Origin of the sequence: Methylobacterium sp. WL1 (genome assembly GCF_008000895.1) — a bacterium.
GTDB lineage: Bacteria > Pseudomonadota > Alphaproteobacteria > Rhizobiales > Beijerinckiaceae > Methylobacterium.
Genome location: NZ_CP042823.1, coordinates 3,218,643 through 3,236,402, shown reverse-complemented (window position 1 = coordinate 3,236,402; position 17,760 = coordinate 3,218,643). Strand labels below are relative to the sequence as shown.

The window sequence follows — 17,760 nt, the reverse complement described above, 5'->3', positions numbered from 1 at the left end:
ACCCCCGTGCAGTTCGAGCGGGAGTCCAGACGAGTCTCTCAGCCACCGGCGCTCGTGCAGTCAGCCGGCGATACTCGACGGTACCAGTAACGCAGCGCGTTGTCGCCGCCTGTGCGGCGATAGGTATCTGTGGGCGGGTACTTCAGGACTTCAAGCCCGAAGCATCCGCCTTCCAGAGCCCCATCGGTCACTCCCCGGTGCTGGCCTGATCCAGACGTACCAGACGGTCGAGGAGGGCGCGGTCGTGAAGCAGTGCCATGCGTTCCTTCGGAGACAGCCAGGCCCGAGCCTCCGCCACGGTTGCGGCCTCGCAGATCTTGGCGGTGGCCAGGGTCTGGTCGGGGTCGATGGCCCCTCGGGGCCGTGACAGGCCGACGGGGAGCATGCGGGCATGGGCCTCGGCCAGTACCGGATCGGCGTGGAGCGCGCTCAGCGCGTCGGCCTCGTCGAGGCCCTGTGCGGCGTTGCGGGCCGCCAGGATGCCGGCCCGGACGGCGATCTCCGGCGGGGTCGCCTCCTCGGGGGTCGCGAGCAGACGACGGCTCTTGAGTGCCAGCCCGAGGCCGAGCTGGCCGCTGGCCCAGGAGATCGGGATCGCCAAGACCAAGCCCAGGATCGTCGGGCTCATCCAGAGGAACAGCGAGGTCGCGAGCGCGAAGGCTGCGATGCCGGCGACCAGGCCGAGCGCCGTATGCCAGCGATGGCGGGCGACGATGTCGCGCATCGGAATCGAGCCGTCGTCACGGCGCTGCGGGTTCCAGCCGGTGTCGCGCCCGAGCAGGATGCCCATCACCGAGCCGGACTGGATTACCATGGCCACCGGCGCCACCAGGGCCGACAGCAGGACCTCCACCAGGCTCGACAGGATCAGCCGGCCGGCGCCGCCGCAGGCCCGGCGCACCGGCCCATCGAGGAGGGCCACGATCAGGCCCAGGAGCTTCGGGGCCAGCAGGACCGCCATGGTCAAGCCGAACAGCTGGAGTGCGCGAACGGGGTCGAATCGCGGGAAGACCGGCGAGAACCCGGCGCCGCCGAAATAGTCCGGCCGCTCCGTGGCGGTCTGCAGGACTAGGAGGATACCAACCACGAGCTGGCACAGCCAGAGCGGGGAGGCGAGGTAGCCGGCGATACCGGTGGCGAAGTGCTGGCGCGTGGCCGGGTGCAGGCCGGCCGCCCCGATCACCCGGGCATGCTGCAGGTTGCCCTGTGCCCAGCGGCGATCGCGGACCGCCACGTCGATCAATGAAGGCGGGCTCTCCTCGTAGGAGCCGGGCAGTTGCGGCAGCATGTAGACCGCCCAGCCGGCGCGGCGGATCAGAGCGGCCTCGACGAAGTCGTGGGACAGGATGTGGCCGCCGAAGGGCGGCTTGCCCGGCAGGTCCGGCAGCCCGCAGGCCTGGGCGAACGCCCGCGTGCGGATGATCGCGTTGTGGCCCCAGTAATTGCCGTCGCGACCCGACCAAGCAGACAGCCCGGCGGCGATCACCGGCCCGTAGATCCGGGCGGCGAATTGCTGGAGGCGGGCGAACAGGGTGTTGCGGTTGAGGATCAGCGGCAGCGTCTGGACGATGCCCGAATCCGGGTCGGCCTCCATGGCGGCCGCGAGTGCCACCACGGCCGGACCGCTCATCAGGCTGTCGGCGTCGAGAACCAGCATGTGGTCGTAGTGGCCGCCCCAGCGGGTGACGAAGTCGCCGATATTGCCGGCCTTGCGGTGATGGTTCTTCGGCCGATGCCGGTAGTACAGCCGGGCATCCGGGCCGAGGCGGTGGCGCAGGTCGAGGAAGGCGCGCTCCTCGGCGATCCAGGCGTCGGCTTGCGTCGAATCGGAGAGCACGAACCAGTCGAAATGGCCGCCCAGGCCAGTGGCCTCCACGGCTTCGCGCATGGCCTCGACGCCGGCAAAGGTTCGGGCCGTGGCCTCGTTGTAGACCGGCATCAGCACGGCGGTGCGGGTGTGCAGCGCAGTCGGGACCGGGGCCGGACGCGGCTGGCGCAGGAGCGTCGCGAAGCCGAGCAGCCCGTTGGTGAAGGCCAGCGCGATCCACGAGAAGGTCAGGCAGAACAGCACGACCAGGACGAGCTGCAGGGCGGTCGGGCTGCCCGAAACCGACACGGTCTCGACCATCTGCCATCCGCCGAAACCGGTCAGCGCCAGCGCGCCGCCGAACACGAATAGCCGGGCCGCCCACGGCCTTTTCTGCGGCCGCGTCGGCCGGTGGCCGGCCGCGCGGTCCCAGCTGGAGAGGTCCTGCACCGGCATCGCCAGGGGCGCCTCGGGCGGCATCGCAGCAATCTTGTCGGGGCGCGCGGTCCCGGCATCCGGGCTGGATGCGGGCGGCGTCAACGTGGTGGTCTCGTCCAGGCGCACGGTCGGGTGTGATCCTCGGGATGATGGGCGACGAAAAATTACGGCGTCCAGCGGAACAGCCAGGTCTCGCTGGCCCGCTCCTGGCCGCGCCGGAGTCCGAGACGCAATTCGCTCGCCCGCTCGCTGCCGGGATCGAGCTCGAACAGCACCCGCAGGGTCCGGCGCTCGGGATAGGAGAACCGGTCCTGCCGGGCGATCGTCCCGGCGGAGGCGCTGAGCGCCACCTCGATCTCCTCGGGCCGGGTCATTCCATCACCCTCGAAATCGACCGCGAACAGGCGCCGGTTGCCGGTGCTGCCGTGGCCGCACCGGCTATCCTTCACCCGGGCGAGTTCGGGGGGCAGCGGATCGGGCCATCCCCTGGACCAGTGCTGGCGGCAGAGGAAGCGCATCTCGCCGCCCTTGGCGAGCTTTGCCTTCGGGCGCCAGTAGGCGAACACGTTCTCGTTCAGCTCGGAATCGCTCGGGATTTCGAGAAGCGTCACGGCCCCCTCGCTCCAATCGTCCTGCGGCTCGATCCACAGGGACGGGCGCCGCTCCCAGCGCCGGCGGTCGTCCTCGAAGTCGTCGTACGAGCGGGCGCGCTGCATCAGGCCGAAACCCTTCGGCCCCCGGTCCAGGAAGGCCGAGACCTGCAGCGCCTCGGGATTGTGCACCGGGCGCCAGATCGGCTCGCCGTAGCCGTTGCGGATCGCCAGCCCCTCCACCGAGAAGGCGGCGGCGCGCAGGTCGTCGACCTTCTGCCGGTCGAGCGACCCGAACAGGTAGCTGCCCTGCATGCCGCCGAGGCCGATATGGTCGAGCTCGGCCCGGGCGAACACGGTACCGTCGATCCCGGCCACGGAGGCCTCGCGGCCCGGCATCAACGTGAGCTTGAACGCGGCGGCGGCCGATTCCGACTCGACCAGCGCGTGGACGACGATCGGCCGCCCGGGCGCTGGTACCTCGATGAACAGGGCGCGGAACAGCGGGAATTCCTCGCCGCGGGAATCGGCCGGTCGCAGGGCGAGCGCCCGGGCGTTAATGCCGAAATCCTGGCCCTCGGCCACCAGGCGGAAGAACGAGGCGCCCTGGAACAGCGCGAAGTTCGACAACTCGGTCCCGTCGCCGAAGCGGGCGCGCAGGCGGAACCCCGAGAAGGCGGTGTCGGCGTTCAGCTCCGGCAGGGCGATGTTGGCGGCGATCAGGCTGTCCCTGTCGTAGGCGATCGGCTGCACCAGCCCGTTCTCGACGACGAAGAGGGACACCGGCGTGTCGAAGATCGACCCGCGCAGCAGCGGCTCGATCTCGTAGCCGAAGTCCCGGCCGGCCCAGACCGCGCGGCCGGGCACCGGGTGGATCGCCTCGTAGGCGTCCCGGGACAACCCCTTCAGCACCGCCGGCACCTCGTCGGTCTTCGGCGCCGCGTAGGGCGCGGAGGCCCGGGCCCGGGCGATGTCGGCGAGGGTCCGGCCTCGAACGGCGCGCCGGCGCCCGGCAGGGTCGTCGCCGGGTTGGCGCCGGCCGGATCGGCCGCGCGCGCGATCGCCGGCAGGGGATCCCGCGGCGATACCCACGGCTCCGGCCAACAGGGCACGGCGGGTGGGGGCGGCGGCGAATCCGTCGGCGGTGGTCATGCGGGCCTGCATCTCAGGTGTCGGAACGGTGCCTGTATACCGGGAGGCCGGCTGAACCCAGGGTTAAGCCGCGACCCCGACGGAACGGGCGCGAGTCCGTTGACTTAGAGCAAGCCGGCTCTCTAATTCTTGGGACTGAATCGCACGGGGGAGGAAGCATGGGATCGTTGCGGGTCACAGGCCACGGCGTGGATCTCGGAGAGAGTCTGCGCGGCCGTGTCGATGAGCGGATGTCCGCGACTTTGACGAAGTATCTCGACTCGCACATGAGCGATTCCTGCACCGGCCACGTCACGCTCCGGCGCGACGGAACGGCCTACCGCACGGATTGCGTCCTGCACCTCGTGTCGGGGCTGACCATCGAGGCGGTCGGCGTCGCCCACGACGCGCGGTCGAGCTTCGAGCAGACCGCCGACAAGCTCGAGACGCGCCTGCGCCGCTACAAGCATCGGTTGAAGCAGCACGCCACCGGCCCCAACGATCCCGCGGCGATCGAGGCTGCCTACGCTGTGTTCGCCCCGCCGGACGAGGTGGACGAGGATGAGCCGGAGGACGGCGATGCCCACCCGCCGATCGTTGCCGAGAGCACCAAAACCCTGCAGCGCCGGACCATCGGCGAGGCGGTGACCGCGCTCGACATGACGGGATCCCCAGTGGTTGTGTTCGTCCACGCTGGCACCGGGCGCGTCAACGTCGTATACCGGCGCAGCGATGGTGCGATCGGCTGGGTGGACCCGCCGGGCGCCGTCGACTGACGCGTGTGGACCGGGAGGAACGGAGCCGGAACCGGCCCGTTCTCCGGCCCATTGATAGTCAGGGGCGTCATCCGATACGCCTCTGCGACGAGGCCCGTTCCGACGTGGATGGGTGACGGGGCAACGGTCGATCGATGCCAATTCTGGAATTCCTCGACCCCGAATCGGTCGTGCAGTCGCTGCGCGCGCGGGCCAAGAAGCAGGTGCTTCAGGAGCTCGCGGCGCAAGCCGTGCGCCGGCTGCCGGCGCTCGACGAGCGACCTGTGTTCGATACGCTGCTCCAGCGCGAGCGCCTCGGCTCGACCGGAATCGGCGACGGCGTGGCGATCCCGCATGGCAAGCTGCCGGGGCTCGACCGGTTGTTCGGCCTGTTCGCCCGGTTCGACCGCCCGGTGGATTTCGAGGCCCTGGACGGACAGCCGGTGGACATCGCGTTCCTGCTGCTCGCCCCCGAAGGCGCGGGTGCCGATCACCTGAAGGCGCTGGCCCAGGTCGCCCGGGTTCTTCGCGAGCCCGGCATGCTCAACCATATCCGCGCCGCCCGCGATGCCAGCGCGCTCTATGCTTTGCTCACCCGCTCGACGGCGCCGCAGGCCGCCTGATGCCGATGTTCCGTGTCGCCGCGATCCTGGTGATCCTCGGGGTGCTGCCCAGCGTCGCGCAGGCGCAGGGTGAAGCCACCTGCGGCCGGGATGTCCTGGTGGCCCAGTCGATGCAGCGTCAGGCCCTGGAGCAACTCGAACAGGCGGATGGCGACGATGCCAAGAACTGCCGCATCTGGCGCCGCCACGTCGACACGATGCGCCGGGTCGCGAGCGTTTACGGACGCTGCCTCTCGGGTTCCGAGCGTGCCCGGAGCCTCGCCCAGGTGCAAGGCTCGGACCGAGAGTTCTCGGCGGCGATCAAAGCGCGCTGCGGCGCGCATTGAGGTCTGGCCTCGCGATTAAGCGCCCGGTTTATCGTCGCCGCTTCTACTCTCGCTCGACCATCGACCCTGTCAGTCCGGGTCCGCGCAGCGGAGCCACGGATCCTTGGTCACAATAAATCCAGGTCTTGCCCTGTCGGCGGCTCCCGATTCGGGGGCTCGCCTGCGGGGCCGCGCTAGGACACGGCCGGCTCGGTAGATCGGACGACGGATCGTCATCCGAAAATCTCAATCGAGTCCGCGCATCATCAGCGGCTCGGCCACCATCTTCACCGGTTTGCCGCGGCCGATCAGGATCGCCGCCCGGGAGCGCTCCGGATCGTCCTCGAAGCGGGTGCGGACCCAGCTCGCCAGGAACTTCACGTATTCGGAGGCGAGGAGCCTGGCCGTGGGCGGGCTCCGCCACCAGCGGTCGGCATCCAGACCCTCGGTTACGACCGGATGCGGCAGGACGCGGTCGCTGTCCTGGAGCGCGTGGTCGAGCTCGATGAGCGTGCGCGGCATGTGGTAGTTCGAGGTCACCACCGCGACGGTGTTGAAGCGGTGCGCCCGCATCCAGCGACGGGTCTCAATAGCATTGCCGATGGTGTTGCGGGCCCTGTAGTCGAGATCGACGCAGCAGGCGATCAGGGCGCGCTGGGTCGGGTTCAGCCGGGTGATCTCGTCGCGGCTCGTGCGCTCGTTGACACCGGTGATGAGAAGGCGTCGCCCGTAGCCGCCGGCCAGCAAATCGATTGCGTCGCCGATCCGCTGCGCCCCACCGGTTAACGCAACGATCCCGTCGGCCCGATCGGCCGGGCTCCGCTCGTGCCGGGCCAGCGCGCTGACGAAGACCAGGAAGCCGACGAAGAGGGCCAGGCTGCCGGCGCAGGCGGCAAGTCCGCAAACCCAGACGGCGAGCCGGTGCCGGGGATGCGACCGCGCCGGTGCGGGACCGCGGCGCGGGAGAACCCGCTCGTTCCAGGCCCAACCGAGGGCGTCGGTCGGGTAGGGGGCCGGTGCGCGTTGCATCCGCGTGGTCATCCTCCGGAGGATCGGCGCCGAATGCGGCGGCCCGGAGGCGGCCCGATCGACCCCATCCACACCGCCGCGATAACCTTTCCCAACCCTTAACGGTTTGCCGCGACCCCCTGTTTCCCCTGCATGGCCATGTTGTTACGCGGTCAGGACAGGAAGCGCCGGACGGTGATCCGCGAGACGATCCCCGTGACCAGCGAGGCAATCACGCCAATCAGGATCACGCTGGCATAACCGCGCAGCCCGACCTGGACGGCGCCGAACAGGGCTTCGACCTCCTGTCCGGCCGGGCCGGACCGGGCCGCCCGGGCCAGCAGTCCGGCGATCGCGAAAGCCAGGATCGCCAGGCCGGCACCGATCGCACCCCCGCGTAGACCCAGCCCGAAGAACCGGCGCTGGAACGCGCGGGCGATGTAGTCGTCGTCGGCACCGACGAAGTGAAGCACCTCCACCACCTCGCGGTTGCCCGCCATGGCACCCCGCGTCGCGAAGGTGACGGCTAGACCGGTGGCGACCAGCACCAGCACCACCATCCCGATGCCGATGCCCACGAACGCGTTGGCCGCCGTCGAGAGCCGTTGGAGCCAGAGCGCGTGGTCGTCGAGGCTCGCCACCCCGGGCAGCGCCTCGGTCAGACGGGTACGCAAGCGCTTCAGGTCCGCGCTCCGGTTGTCGGCGAGCTTGAGTGCGATCAGGCGCGGGACAGGCAGGTCCGACAGATCGAGCCCGCTGCCGAGCCAGGGTTCCAGAAGCCGCTCGGCCTCCGCCTTGGAGAACACCCGCGCTTCGGCGATCCCGGGTTCGGACTTGGCGATGGTCTCGGCCCGGGCGACGTCGGCGTCGACTTCCCGGCCGGGGCCGGGCCGTACCTGGATCGTGACTTCCTGGGCGACGTCGCCCTGCCATTGCCCGGCATTCGTGGCGACGATTTCGGCGGCGCCCGCACAGAGGCCCGCCAGGAAGGTCAGGATCGCGATGACGGCCGCCAGCGACCGCCCGGCCGCGGTGTCGGTGGGGACCAGGGCGGCGTTGCGGCGCAGGCCCGTGGGCAGGACCGGATCCGCCGGGCCGGACGCGGAAGCTGGTTTGGGCCGGGCCGTCGCGGGGGCGCTCATTCCTCGATCCGCAGCCCGCCTTCGCCCAGCACCATGCGGCGGGCGTCGACGGCGTCCATGATGCCGAAATCGTGGGTCGCGATGATCACCGAGGTCCCGAGCTTGTTTAATTCAAGGAACAGTCGCAGCAGGCGGCGCCCCAGCCCGGGATCGACGTTGCCGGTGGGTTCGTCCGCGAGCAGCAGGTCCGGCCGGGCGATCAGCGCCCGGGCGATGGCCGCGCGCTGCTTCTCCCCGCCCGACAGGAGGGGCGGCAGGGCGTGCATGCGCTCCCCGAGGCCGACCCAGCGCAGCAACTCCACCACCTCTGCGCGATAGCTGGTCTCCGACCGGCCCTGGACGCGGAGCGGCAGCGCCACGTTCTCGTAGGTGGTGAGGTGATCGAGCAGGCGGAAATCCTGGAACACAACCCCCATACGCCGCCGCAGTCCGGTAAGCGCCTTCGCGGAGATGCCGCTGACCTCCTCGCCGAAGATCGAGACGAGGCCGCGGGTCGGGCGCACCGACAGCAGGATCAGGCGCAGCAGCGTCGTCTTGCCGGCGCCCGACGGCCCGGTGAGGAACTGGAACGAACGCGGCGCGATCCGGAAACTCACGTCCGACAGCACCTCCGGCCCGAGGCCGTAGCGCATGCCGACGTTCTCGAACTGCACCACCGGCCGCTCCGCGCCGGGCAGCAGGCTCTTCATGCTCGCCTGTACGTTCAAAGCCGTGCCGGGTTTCGCCGATCCAAGGTGCCGAAATCGCCGGATGGGCGGGCGTTTTCAAGGCCGGTCAGCTTTCACTGACGCTTAACCCTCTTCGGCCACGCTTTCTCAACTGATTTTGCCGTCCGGCTCCAACTTGGACGATCGGACGGGGGATGCGATCCCGAACGGTACCTGCCCGCCGGACCGGAGGCGAGCGCCCTGAGCGAATGGCCCGCGTATGCTGATCGTCTGCCCGAGCTGCGCCAGCGAATACCGGCTCGATGCCGGCAAGGTCGGCATGGAGGGCCGCTCGGTCCGCTGCGCCGCCTGCCGCGAAACCTGGTTCATCACCCCCGCCGACGTACTGGCCGGTCACGAGGCCGAGTTGGCCGAGCGGGCTGAGGCGGAGCCCGATCCGGTCGCCGACGCAGCCTGGCAAGAAGCCTCCGCCACGGTCCGGGCGGCCACCGACGTGCCTGAGCCACCACGAGCCCGCCGGCGCGCATCGCCGCGAGCCGACCGCGCCAAGGGCTGGCGCAGCGTTCAGGGCCTGTCGCCATCCCTCGCCGTCGGGCTGACCTTGCTGGCGGCCGTGCCTCTGATCTGCCTTGCCCGTGCCAGCGTGGTCCGGGCGGTCCCGCAGGCCGCCGCCCTGTTCGCCCGGGTCGGCTTGCCGGTGAACCTCCGCGGCATCGAGATCCGGGATGTCGTGGCCTTCAGGAATCCGGCCGAGGATGGCCGTCCGGCGGAACTTGTGATCGAGGGTGACCTCGTCGGAGTCGCCCGGACCGACGTACCGGTGGCGGCGCTGAGCGCCGAGATCCGCGACGCCGCCGGACGCGTGATCCGATCCTTCCCGGTCGCGCCGCCGCGGGCCGTGCTCGGGATGGCCGAGACCGCGCGGTTCCGCGGCACCCTGACGAGCCCGCCCGCATCGGGCCGGGCCGTGATCCTCCGCTTCGCCGATGCCGAGACCGCACGCGATGACGCCCAAGCTCCGCCCGGCGGCCACTGAAGCGAATCGAAGCCGGCTCCGGTCGGCCGGAAGTGGGATCGATCGACATCGCGCGTCGGGATGCCGCCGTGGAATTCTCTATGCGGCAATTGACCTGCGGTCTCGGCAGGACGGCAGGTCAAATCCATCCGCATGGCTTTCTCGGTCGTCAGCCGGGATCGATCCGCACATCGCACAGCCTGCGGCGGCGCTAGATCGATCTCCGATGCCGCGTCGACGGACAGGATCGGGCGGCGGCCAGGGACCACTGTTCTTGATCTCGTCGTCCGGGCGACGCGCACGAGGGATGCCATGTGATGAGATTTGGGCGGCAACGGTGACCTGTAACGGTCGGCGATTTTCGGAAATCGTCGAGGGTTTTGCGTCTACTTTTAACTGACGCGACAAGGAGTTTCAGGTCCGGAAAGGGTTTCCTTCCGCCGTGATCTGCGGCGCAGTGACGATTTTGCTCGCCTATTGCCTCTTGAGAACGGATCTGAAACTCTAGGTCAGCAGACGCACGGCGAGCGATCGCCAATACTCGAATTTAAGGTTGTGGGGCGGGTCCGCCGTGGTTGCCAAGAAAACCGTCCCGATCTTCTTTGGAACGACGGATGCCGTCGAGCCGAAACAGGCGTTCGACTATTGGCGCAGTACCGTCATGGCTGGCACCGACCTGGAGCGACTCGACCCGGAGGTCCCGTTCGCGGCCTCGCGCATGATCGCGGCATCCCGGCACGGATCGATCTTCCGGACGATCAGCCAACCCTTCAGCCTGGAGCGCAAGCCGCACCACGTCCGCAGCGACGGTCGGGACGAGATGGGCATCATGCTGGTCATTCGCGGCCGCGGCTACATCGAACAAGGCAACAACGGCGCGCTGCTGAATGCCGGCGACATCACCTTCCAGACCTGGGGACGGCCGGGCGGCGGCGGGAGTCTGTCCGACTACGAGGAAATCCGTCTCGCCGTGCCGCGCGCGACCTTCTTGGCGCATATCGGCAACGTCGACGACTTCGCAGCGAGGAAGTTCGCCGCCGGCCCGCTGAACGAACTCTTCGCGGCCTATCTGCGCGCGTTCGCGGGGTCGGTGGAAGCGATGTCGGATGCGGAGACCGGGATCGCGGTCGAAGGTGCGCTCCACCTGCTCCGGGGTGTCATCAACGGCCAGAATGCCCGGGCGGACAACGAATTGTCGGCGAACGCCCTCCGGTCCCTGGCGCTGGCGCGGATCGAACACCGCCTGCATGATCCGACGTTCGGCCCGGATGCTCTGGCGGCCGACCTTCGCATCTCCCGCAGCCGCCTCTACGCGGCCTTCTCCGGGGGGGAGGGGATCGCAGCGACAATCCGCGACGCGCGGCTCGACCGGGCCCACGACCGGATCATCCTGATGCGCAGGGCCGGGGTCCGGGTCTCGTCGATCATGGCGACCTGCGGCTTCACCGACCCGGCCGCCTTCAGCCGCGCCTTTCGACAACGCTTCGGCTTCTCGCCGCGGGACCTCCTGGCCCAGACTGTCGTCTGACCGGGTCCGGGCCGCCGTGACGCTGACTGCGAGGGTGCGGGCGAGCACCGTGGCGGGCAACGGCCCGGCTCATAACCGAAGCGTGGCTCGAGGTGGCACGACGTGCCGCCTCCTGCGTCGGCGGGGCTGATAGCGGACCGCCGAGTAGGCTTGCCGCCGGGCGCGCGTCACGCGGCTGGCTTTGGGCGGGTTCGGGCGTTGCAAGGCGAGGGCACCGTGAGTGTCGAGGCGAAGGTCCCCATCTTCTTTCAGACGACGGATGCCGTCGGGCCGAGGCATGCGTTCGCGTACTGGCGGGACGCGGTGCTCAGTGCCGCGACCATCACGCCGTTCGATCCGGACGTTCCCTTCTCGGCCAGCCGCATGGTCGCGCCCTCCGCGCGGGGAACGCTGCTGCGCACCGTCAGCGCACCGGTGGGCGTGGATCGCACCGCGCGTCATATCGGCCGCGACGGACACGACGACATCGCAATCATGCTGGTAGCGGGCGGGCGGGGCTTCATCGAGCAGGGCAGCAACGACGCGCTCCTGGGCGCCGGCGACGTGGCCTTCCACGCCACGGGCAAGCCCGGCACTGCCGGCAGCAGCATCGGCTACGATGAGATCCGCCTCTCGGTGCCCCGCGCCATCTTTGCGGCGCAGATCGGAAACCCGCAGGATCTCATCGGCACGAAGCTGAGCGCCACGCCGTTGCGCGGGCTGCTGAGCGCGCATCTCGACGCCTTCGCGACCTCGGTCTCCGCCATGTCGGAAGCCCAGGCCGGTATCGCGATCGAAGGCGCCCTCCACATCCTCCGCGGCATCGTCCAAGGCCGGCGGCCGACGGAGGACGGGGAATTGTCCGTCGACGCGGTGCGCTCCCTGGCCCTCGCCCACATCCAGCGCTGCCTGCACGAGCCAGGGTTCGGCCCGCTGCCGCTGGCCGCATCCCTGCAGATCTCCCGAAGCCGCCTCTACGCCGCCTTTTCGGGCGGGGAGGGGATCGCGGCGACGATCCGCGACGCGCGGCTGGACCGCGCCCATGACCGCATCGTCATGATGCGGTCGGCGGGCGCCCGGATCGCATCGATCATGGCGAGTTGCGGCTTCACCGACGCGGCTGCGTTCAGCCGGGCCTTCCGGCAGCGCTTCGGTCTGTCGCCCCGGGATCTCCTCGCCCAAGGGAACGGATGATCAGATCCGCGTAGCGCGCGGATCAGCGGCTGGCCGCCCAGGCGCCGCCGCCTCGCCGGCAACCGATCGCACCCGGTGCGCGAGGCGCTGCGCCAGGCGGATCCCGACGATGCCGACCCGCGCGAGCCGGATCTGGCCCGGCAGCTGACGGGGACCGATCGGCCGATACGCCAGACGCGGGCTGGCGCGCTCGGCCTCCGCGATGGCCTGACCGAGGGGGAGCGCAGCGATCCGGCCGGCCTCCGCCGGGTCGATTCCGATGGCCTGCGCCCAAGCGAGACTCCTCCGCAGGCTGCCGGTGCCGTGCAAACGCCGGAACCGCCGCCGCCAGAGATGACGCCGCACCACCCGCGAAAAAACCTCCATCCGGGCGTCACAGAGGGCGTCCGGTTCCTCGCAGCGGGAGCGGATCGTGTCGGCTACGCCCCCGGGAGCCCGGCCGGTGAGCCGCGCCGAGATCGTCACGCAGACATCGGTGGCGTGCCGGACCCGCAGGCCGTGCTCGATCAGCCGGGCGATGAACGCGCCGTCCTCGCCGAGCGGGATCTCCGGCATGCCCCCGACCGCACGGTAGGCCGTCCGGGTCACCGCCAGGGTCGCGCCGATCGCGGTCCGGTGGCAGGGCCACGGGTCGTTCGGGTCCGGATCGATCCGCGCTTCGGCCTCGGTGATCAGGGCATCGTAGATGTCCTCGAGGTTCCCGCGGGCAGGGAGGGACGGCGGCAGGAGCGCGGCTTCCGCGGCGTCGAGTTCGACCCGGCCGGCGACCGCGTCGGCGCCGGCCTCGATGGCGGCGCGATTGCGGACGACCCAGTTCGGCGGAACGCGGCTATCCGCATCGGTTGACAGGATTATCCCCATATTCCCCGCATCCCCGAGCCAGGCGGCGGCGAGATCCATTGCCTTGCGCCGCGCCCAGCCGGCATGCGCGCCGGAGAACTCCTCGCTCGCGACCCGCACCGGGATCGATAGGGCCGGCGCCAGCCGTGCGACGAGGGCGTCGGTGCCGTCGGTGCAGTTGTTCAGGAACAGGACGAGCCCGAGGCTTCCTGGGGCGAGCCCGACCTGCGCGTCGATGGCCTGGAGACAGGCCTCGATCCGCTCGACCTCGTTGCGCACCGGGATCGCGATGATCGCGGTGGGCGTAGCATCGGCTGGCTTGGTGGTGCGCGTCACCGGGTCGGTCTCCGTCTGAGCCCGCACGGACGGGACCGGACGCGGGCCGCCCGGCTATGCCCGACGCTGCCTGAACGAAACCGGAAGGGGCCGCTCTGGCGGGATCGATCCGTCAGAGCGTCTTTTCCAGCAGGCCCTCGATCCACTCCGGCTGGGTCTCGCCCACCGAGCGGCCAATCTCGGTCTCGCCCTTGTAGGCGATCAGCGTGCTCTGCATCCGCACATTGAGACGCCGCAGCAGGTCCTTCTGACTGTCGAAATCGATATCGAAGATCTGGAGATCCTTGAAGCGCGGCTCTGCGGCGAGCTTGGCCAGGATCGGTTTCTGCGTCTTGCAGATCGGGCACCAGGGGGCGCTGACTTCGATCAAGATCGGCTTGCCGCTCTTCTGCGCCGCCTCGAACGACGCGGCTGAGAACGGCATCGCCTCACCGGCAAGAGCCGGCGACAGGCTGGCCGCGAGGGCGAGACAGGCGAGCGCAAGCGCGGCGCGTCGGCTCTTCATGATGCGTTTCCTTCGGCGCCAGGGCCTTGATGGTCTTTCGGCGTCCTCGGTGTCGTTACACGATGGGGTCCGGAACGCGGCGCCGAAGGTCGGATCTGGCGCTGCCGCCCCGTCACATCATCGAGAGGCGTCGCCGAGCCGGTCCTGTTCGATCAGATCCGCGATGTCCTGCGCGTCCACGGCGTCCATCGGCCGCCAGATCCGCAATGCCCGCGTGGGGGCACCGGCCCGCATCACAAGCACGATGGTCTCCATGTCCGGGCAGCCGGGATCCGCGCAGGCGATCTCGTTCACCGCAAGCGCGTCGGCCTCGGTCAGGCCGAGCGCAACGATCAGCTCCTGCTTCAGACGCGCTGCGATCCCGGCACGCTCCGCCGAGCGCGTGCGCCACGCTTTCAGACTCACGAAAGCCATGCCGAATGGTTTTCCCTGTGGCGAAGGCGGCGGTGCTATGCCCGTCGTTTAGAGGGTGCGACGCGATTCGACCGATGTCGATCCGATCGTGTTGCGCCTTTTAGGACGGGTCAAGCAGTCGACCCCCGTTCGTGACCGAAACAAACGTCGTGCTCGACCGTAATGCCTGCGCGCGCGCAGAGGACATGAAAATTTGCGACCCTGGCGAGACGGACCGGGTGACCGGCGAAGCTATCACCACGGGAACCTCAAGGAGGCCCTGATCGAGGCCGCGCGCCGGTTCATCGCCGAGCGCGGGATCGGCGGATTCGCGTTGGTCGATGCCGCTCGCCTGGTCGGGGTGACGCCGGCCGCCCTCTATCGGCACTTCCGCGGCCGCGATGCGCTGCTCGAAGAGCTGGCCGGGCGCGGCTTCGCGGAACTCGCGGCCCGCCTGGCACGGGCGCTGACCTCCCGGGGTACGCCCCTCGAGCGCTTCACCCGGATGGGCGAAGCCTACCTCGCCTTCGCCGAAGAGGAGCCGGCTTATTACGCGGCGATCTTCGAGACCCGCGGCACCGTCGCCGAGCCGTCCGACACGGAGGCGGGTGCGCCTGGACGCCCGTCCCCGTTCGACCTGCTGGTCGAGGCGCTGCAGGCGACCTTCGCGGATGGGTTCGGGGGCGTCGCGCCCCGGTTCATCGCCCTCGAGGTCTGGGCGCTGGCACACGGCATCGCGACCCTGTCGGCTGCCGGGCATCTGCCGCGGGGGCCGGGCTTTCCGGACAAGTACGAGCTTCTGCGCGCCGGCGTGCTGGCGCTGGTCCATGGTGTTGCGCAGCCGGGTGAACGCGCCCGGTCTTGAAAGCGTGCCCCGGCACCCGCATGTTAACTCCGTTCACATGAGCAGCGGAGCCAAGCCGTGACCACGCAATCCTCTTCCCCCTGGGCGACCGGCAAGCTCTGCCGCTCCGGCCCATTCCCCCGCCGGTCTCTCGAAATCGGCGCGCTCGTCGTCGGGTTCATCTATTGGTGGCCGGTCGGCCTCGCCCTCGTTGCGTGGAAGATCGCCGGCTACCCGGCCTTCTCGGAACTGCGCGACGCCGCACGCCGGGGTGTCGCCGGCTTTGAGGGCAGCGGGCGCTCGGCCTCGCGCTTCGCCCGGGCCTTCGAGGCCGCCAACCGCGGCGGCACCGGCAATGCGGCGTTCGACGCTTACCGCCGGGCCGAGCTCGATCGGCTCGAAGCGCAGCGGAAGGCTCTGGAAGACGAGAGCCGCGCCTTCACCGACTTCGTCGAGGAGCTGAAGCGGGCCAAGGATCGCGAGCAGTTCGACGCCTTCATGGCCAAGCGCCGCGGCGAGGGCGGCCAGGACCGCTCCTACACTGCCTGAAGACATGGCAGAGGCGGGGCCCGGCGGGATAGCCGGGCCCCGTTCATATGGATTCTTAGGCCGCCCGCACCGTATTGAGGAAGCGGGACACTTCCACCGTGAGGCGCTCGGATTGCCGCGACAGCTCTGAGGCCGCGCCAAGCACCTGCGCCGCCGACTGTCCGGTCGCCTCTGCTGCCTCCGCGACGCCCGCGATGTTGCTGGTGACCTCGCCGGTGCCGATCGCGGCCTGCCCGACGTTGCGGACGATCTCCTGCGTCGCCGCGCCCTGTTCCTCGACCGCTGCCGCGATCGAGGTGGCGACGGTGCTGATGTCCTGGATCCGACCGGTGATCGATCCGATCGCGGTCACAGCCTGTCCCGTCGATCCCTGGACGCGGGCGATCTGGCCGGCGATCTCGTCGGTCGCCTTGGCGGTCTGCTCGGCCAGCGCCTTCACCTCGCTCGCCACCACAGCGAAGCCCCGTCCCGCATCTCCGGCGCGGGCCGCCTCGATGGTGGCGTTGAGCGCCAGCAGGTTGGTCTGGCCGGCGATCGACGAGATCAGTCCGACCACGTCGCCGATCCGGGCGACGGCAGCGCTCAGCTCGTGTACCAGCGCGCTCGTCTGCCCGGCCTCGTCCACGGCGCTCTGGGCCAGCTTGGCGGACCCGTCCATCTGCCGGCCGATCTCCTGGACCGACGAGCCAAGCTCCTCGGCGGCCGCCGCCACGGTGTTGACGTTGCTGGCGGCCTCCTCCGCCGCGGACGCCACCGCGCCGGACTGCGCCGAGGTCTGCCCAGCCATGGCCGACAGCGCGCTCGCAGTGGTATGCAGTTCCGTCGCAGAGGACGAGACCCGACCGATGATGCCACCGACCGCCTTCTCGAAGCTGTCGGCTATCTCGCGCATGCCGGCCTTGCGCTGCTCCTCGGCGGCGGCGCGCGCCTGCTCAGCCTCGACCTCGAGCGCGCGAGTGCGGATCATGTTGTCCTTGAACACCTCCACGGCCGCCGCCATGGCGCCGATCTCGTCGTGCCGGTCCCGGGCTGGCACCGTCACGCCGGTATCGCCGCCCGCAAGCCGCGACATGATTTCGGTCATCCGCTGGATGGGGCGCGAAATCCGGAACACGGAAAAAGCCGCCGCCACGAGTGCCGCGATCACCGACAGGATGACGTTGCCCCAGGCCGCCGCGGACGCTGTCTTGGCCCGATCCACCGCCTCGTCGACCTCCTGGGTTGCGTTCCGCTCGTTCAGGGCGACCAGGCGCGAGAGCGCGGCGCGCGTCTCGTCGTAGAGCCTCACCGTGTCGACCCCGCCGAGCTGCGCGAGCGCCTCGGCCTGCTTGCCGGAGGCGATCAGCCGTCGCATCGCGCCGTCGACCTGCTCGTAGCGGCTCCACAGGGCGACGAATGCATCGTAAAGCCCCCGCTCCTCGGGGGTGGAGATCAGGCGCTCGTAGGTATTGCACCGCTCGGCAAGCCGCGTGAGCGTCGTCGCGAGCTGCGCCTCGCCGATCCTGAGGCTGTCGGGATCCTTGGAGAGGGTGATCAGGCGGAACTGCTTGATCCGCACCTCCGAGGCCGCGACCTCGACTGCGTTGATCCGCGATACCGACGGAAGCCAGTTGCTCGCGACCTCCGTCATCGCATGCCGAATGTCGGCAAGCTCGATGATCGATAGACTTCCCTGACCTGCCGCGAGCAGGGCGAACAATCCAAATATGGCTGCAAGCGTGGTCTTGAGTGAAACGGTGAGGCGCATGGCTTTGAACCGATACCCGGATGATAGCGTCAGCTAGCAGATGGGGTGTGTCTTTGAAAAGTCGGCGGGTAATGTTTGGCGTCAATTTCTGTTTCAGACGATCAACGATTTGATTGACGCAGAATTGAGCGTCTTCGCTATTTAATCTGTTTATTTAGATTTCAAATCTGACGACATATGCTTCGGATACGTATGTTTGATAGATTCAAAAGAGCATCACGTCAAAATGAGTTTGGGTCTTTATCAGAATGAGGTCGGTTTTTTAAGGGTCAGGCGCGCAGACGCGTCGTCACCCGACCGCTGCGCCACGCCAACGTCATTCCGGGTTCCAGTCAACGCGCGGCCTCGATCGGGCCTGAATAG

At 69.3% G+C, this 17,760-nt stretch carries 17 protein-coding genes; 8 read left to right on the top strand and 9 right to left on the bottom strand.

The features are described from left to right. Window positions 1–187 precede the first annotated feature (187 nt). Both mdoH and FVA80_RS15770 read right to left on the bottom strand, forming a co-directional pair. Complete coding sequence (gene mdoH, locus FVA80_RS15775) at window positions 188–2,287, bottom strand: glucans biosynthesis glucosyltransferase MdoH (protein ID WP_246692424.1); 2,100 nt, start codon at window positions 2,285–2,287, stop codon at window positions 188–190. Window positions 2,288–2,409: 122 nt separating this feature from the next. Further along, complete coding sequence (locus FVA80_RS15770) at window positions 2,410–3,987, bottom strand: glucan biosynthesis protein (protein ID WP_246691968.1); 1,578 nt, start codon at window positions 3,985–3,987, stop codon at window positions 2,410–2,412. 158 nt (window positions 3,988–4,145) lie between these two features. Here FVA80_RS15770 and FVA80_RS15765 point away from each other — a divergent pair, with 158 nt between their 5' ends. The 3 genes from FVA80_RS15765 (at window position 4,146) to FVA80_RS15755 (ending at window position 5,670) form a co-directional block, all read left to right on the top strand. Then, the gene (locus FVA80_RS15765; RefSeq protein WP_147853104.1) at window positions 4,146–4,742 is read left to right on the top strand and encodes an HPF/RaiA family ribosome-associated protein; all 597 of its coding nucleotides are present in this window, start codon (window positions 4,146–4,148) and stop codon (window positions 4,740–4,742) included. A gap of 134 nt (window positions 4,743–4,876) precedes the next feature. Next, window positions 4,877–5,344 (top strand): PTS IIA-like nitrogen regulatory protein PtsN, encoded by a 468-nt coding sequence (gene ptsN / locus FVA80_RS15760; protein ID WP_147906825.1) that lies wholly within the window; start codon window positions 4,877–4,879, stop codon window positions 5,342–5,344. Beyond that, window positions 5,344–5,670, top strand: coding sequence for a hypothetical protein (locus tag FVA80_RS15755; protein WP_147906826.1), 327 nt, complete (start codon window positions 5,344–5,346; stop codon window positions 5,668–5,670). The genes ptsN and FVA80_RS15755 overlap by 1 nt, the downstream gene beginning before the upstream one ends. 225 nt (window positions 5,671–5,895) lie before the next feature. Here FVA80_RS15755 and FVA80_RS15750 read toward each other — a convergent pair whose 3' ends face one another. From FVA80_RS15750 to ftsE, 3 genes are all read right to left on the bottom strand, one after another. Next, complete coding sequence (locus tag FVA80_RS15750) at window positions 5,896–6,678, bottom strand: YdcF family protein (RefSeq protein ID WP_147906827.1); 783 nt, start codon at window positions 6,676–6,678, stop codon at window positions 5,896–5,898. 152 nt (window positions 6,679–6,830) lie between these two features. Further along, window positions 6,831–7,799, bottom strand: coding sequence for an ABC transporter permease (locus FVA80_RS15745; RefSeq protein WP_147906828.1), 969 nt, complete (start codon window positions 7,797–7,799; stop codon window positions 6,831–6,833). Further along, window positions 7,796–8,488, bottom strand: coding sequence for a cell division ATP-binding protein FtsE (gene ftsE, locus FVA80_RS15740; protein WP_147906829.1), 693 nt, complete (start codon window positions 8,486–8,488; stop codon window positions 7,796–7,798). Before ftsE ends, FVA80_RS15745 begins: the two co-directional genes overlap by 4 nt. Before the next feature lie 238 nt (window positions 8,489–8,726). Here ftsE and FVA80_RS15735 point away from each other — a divergent pair, with 238 nt between their 5' ends. The 3 genes from FVA80_RS15735 to FVA80_RS15725 all read left to right on the top strand — a co-directional run bounded on the left by FVA80_RS15735 (window position 8,727) and on the right by FVA80_RS15725 (window position 12,183). After that, window positions 8,727–9,503 carry a zinc-ribbon domain-containing protein gene (locus tag FVA80_RS15735; RefSeq protein ID WP_147906830.1) on the top strand — a complete coding sequence of 259 codons (777 nt, stop codon included), beginning with the start codon at window positions 8,727–8,729 and terminating at the stop codon, window positions 9,501–9,503. Between the two features lie 640 nt (window positions 9,504–10,143). Further along, window positions 10,144–11,010, top strand: a complete 867-nt coding sequence (locus tag FVA80_RS15730; protein WP_246691967.1) for a helix-turn-helix domain-containing protein — start codon at window positions 10,144–10,146, stop codon at window positions 11,008–11,010. Between the two features lie 216 nt (window positions 11,011–11,226). After that, on the top strand, window positions 11,227–12,183 hold the full coding sequence (locus FVA80_RS15725) for a helix-turn-helix domain-containing protein (RefSeq protein WP_147906832.1): 957 nt from the start codon (window positions 11,227–11,229) through the stop codon (window positions 12,181–12,183). On the opposite strand, the gene FVA80_RS15720 is transcribed toward FVA80_RS15725, so the two are convergent. From FVA80_RS15720 to FVA80_RS15710, 3 genes are all read right to left on the bottom strand, one after another. Further along, window positions 12,184–13,359: a glycosyltransferase gene (locus tag FVA80_RS15720; RefSeq protein WP_147906833.1), complete on the bottom strand. Its 1,176-nt coding sequence runs from the start codon at window positions 13,357–13,359 to the stop codon at window positions 12,184–12,186. 112 nt (window positions 13,360–13,471) lie between these two features. Beyond that, the gene (locus FVA80_RS15715; RefSeq protein WP_147906834.1) at window positions 13,472–13,864 is read right to left on the bottom strand and encodes a thioredoxin family protein; all 393 of its coding nucleotides are present in this window, start codon (window positions 13,862–13,864) and stop codon (window positions 13,472–13,474) included. 117 nt (window positions 13,865–13,981) lie between these two features. Continuing rightward, window positions 13,982–14,278 carry a hypothetical protein gene (locus FVA80_RS15710; protein ID WP_147906835.1) on the bottom strand — a complete coding sequence of 99 codons (297 nt, stop codon included), beginning with the start codon at window positions 14,276–14,278 and terminating at the stop codon, window positions 13,982–13,984. Window positions 14,279–14,471: 193 nt separating this feature from the next. Between FVA80_RS15710 and FVA80_RS15705 the strand changes: the two genes are divergently transcribed. After that, window positions 14,472–15,122 carry a TetR/AcrR family transcriptional regulator gene (locus tag FVA80_RS15705; RefSeq protein ID WP_147906836.1) on the top strand — a complete coding sequence of 217 codons (651 nt, stop codon included), beginning with the start codon at window positions 14,472–14,474 and terminating at the stop codon, window positions 15,120–15,122. 57 nt (window positions 15,123–15,179) lie between these two features. Beyond that, window positions 15,180–15,650: a DUF2852 domain-containing protein gene (locus tag FVA80_RS15700; RefSeq protein ID WP_147906837.1), complete on the top strand. Its 471-nt coding sequence runs from the start codon at window positions 15,180–15,182 to the stop codon at window positions 15,648–15,650. A gap of 55 nt (window positions 15,651–15,705) precedes the next feature. On the opposite strand, the gene FVA80_RS15695 is transcribed toward FVA80_RS15700, so the two are convergent. Then, complete coding sequence (locus tag FVA80_RS15695) at window positions 15,706–17,397, bottom strand: methyl-accepting chemotaxis protein (protein WP_147906838.1); 1,692 nt, start codon at window positions 17,395–17,397, stop codon at window positions 15,706–15,708. Between the last annotated feature and the right edge of the window lie 363 nt (window positions 17,398–17,760).

Bases quoted from the DNA above. Each gene is read 5' to 3' on its own strand.
- FVA80_RS15695 (WP_147906838.1), bottom strand. From the start codon at position 17,397: ATGCGCCTCACCGTTTCACTCAAGACCACGCTTGCAGCCATATTTGGA.
- FVA80_RS15770 (WP_246691968.1), bottom strand. From the start codon at position 3,987: ATGACCACCGCCGACGGATTCGCCGCCGCCCCCACCCGCCGTGCCCTG.
- ftsE (WP_147906829.1), bottom strand. From the start codon at position 8,488: ATGAAGAGCCTGCTGCCCGGCGCGGAGCGGCCGGTGGTGCAGTTCGAG.
- ptsN (WP_147906825.1), top strand. From the start codon at position 4,877: ATGCCAATTCTGGAATTCCTCGACCCCGAATCGGTCGTGCAGTCGCTG.
- FVA80_RS15745 (WP_147906828.1), bottom strand. From the start codon at position 7,799: ATGAGCGCCCCCGCGACGGCCCGGCCCAAACCAGCTTCCGCGTCCGGC.
- mdoH (WP_246692424.1), bottom strand. From the start codon at position 2,287: ATGCCGCCCGAGGCGCCCCTGGCGATGCCGGTGCAGGACCTCTCCAGC.
- FVA80_RS15710 (WP_147906835.1), bottom strand. From the start codon at position 14,278: ATGGCTTTCGTGAGTCTGAAAGCGTGGCGCACGCGCTCGGCGGAGCGT.
- FVA80_RS15730 (WP_246691967.1), top strand. From the start codon at position 10,144: ATGGCTGGCACCGACCTGGAGCGACTCGACCCGGAGGTCCCGTTCGCG.
- FVA80_RS15750 (WP_147906827.1), bottom strand. From the start codon at position 6,678: ATGCAACGCGCACCGGCCCCCTACCCGACCGACGCCCTCGGTTGGGCC.
- FVA80_RS15735 (WP_147906830.1), top strand. From the start codon at position 8,727: ATGCTGATCGTCTGCCCGAGCTGCGCCAGCGAATACCGGCTCGATGCC.
- FVA80_RS15755 (WP_147906826.1), top strand. From the start codon at position 5,344: ATGCCGATGTTCCGTGTCGCCGCGATCCTGGTGATCCTCGGGGTGCTG.
- FVA80_RS15715 (WP_147906834.1), bottom strand. From the start codon at position 13,864: ATGAAGAGCCGACGCGCCGCGCTTGCGCTCGCCTGTCTCGCCCTCGCG.
- FVA80_RS15765 (WP_147853104.1), top strand. From the start codon at position 4,146: ATGGGATCGTTGCGGGTCACAGGCCACGGCGTGGATCTCGGAGAGAGT.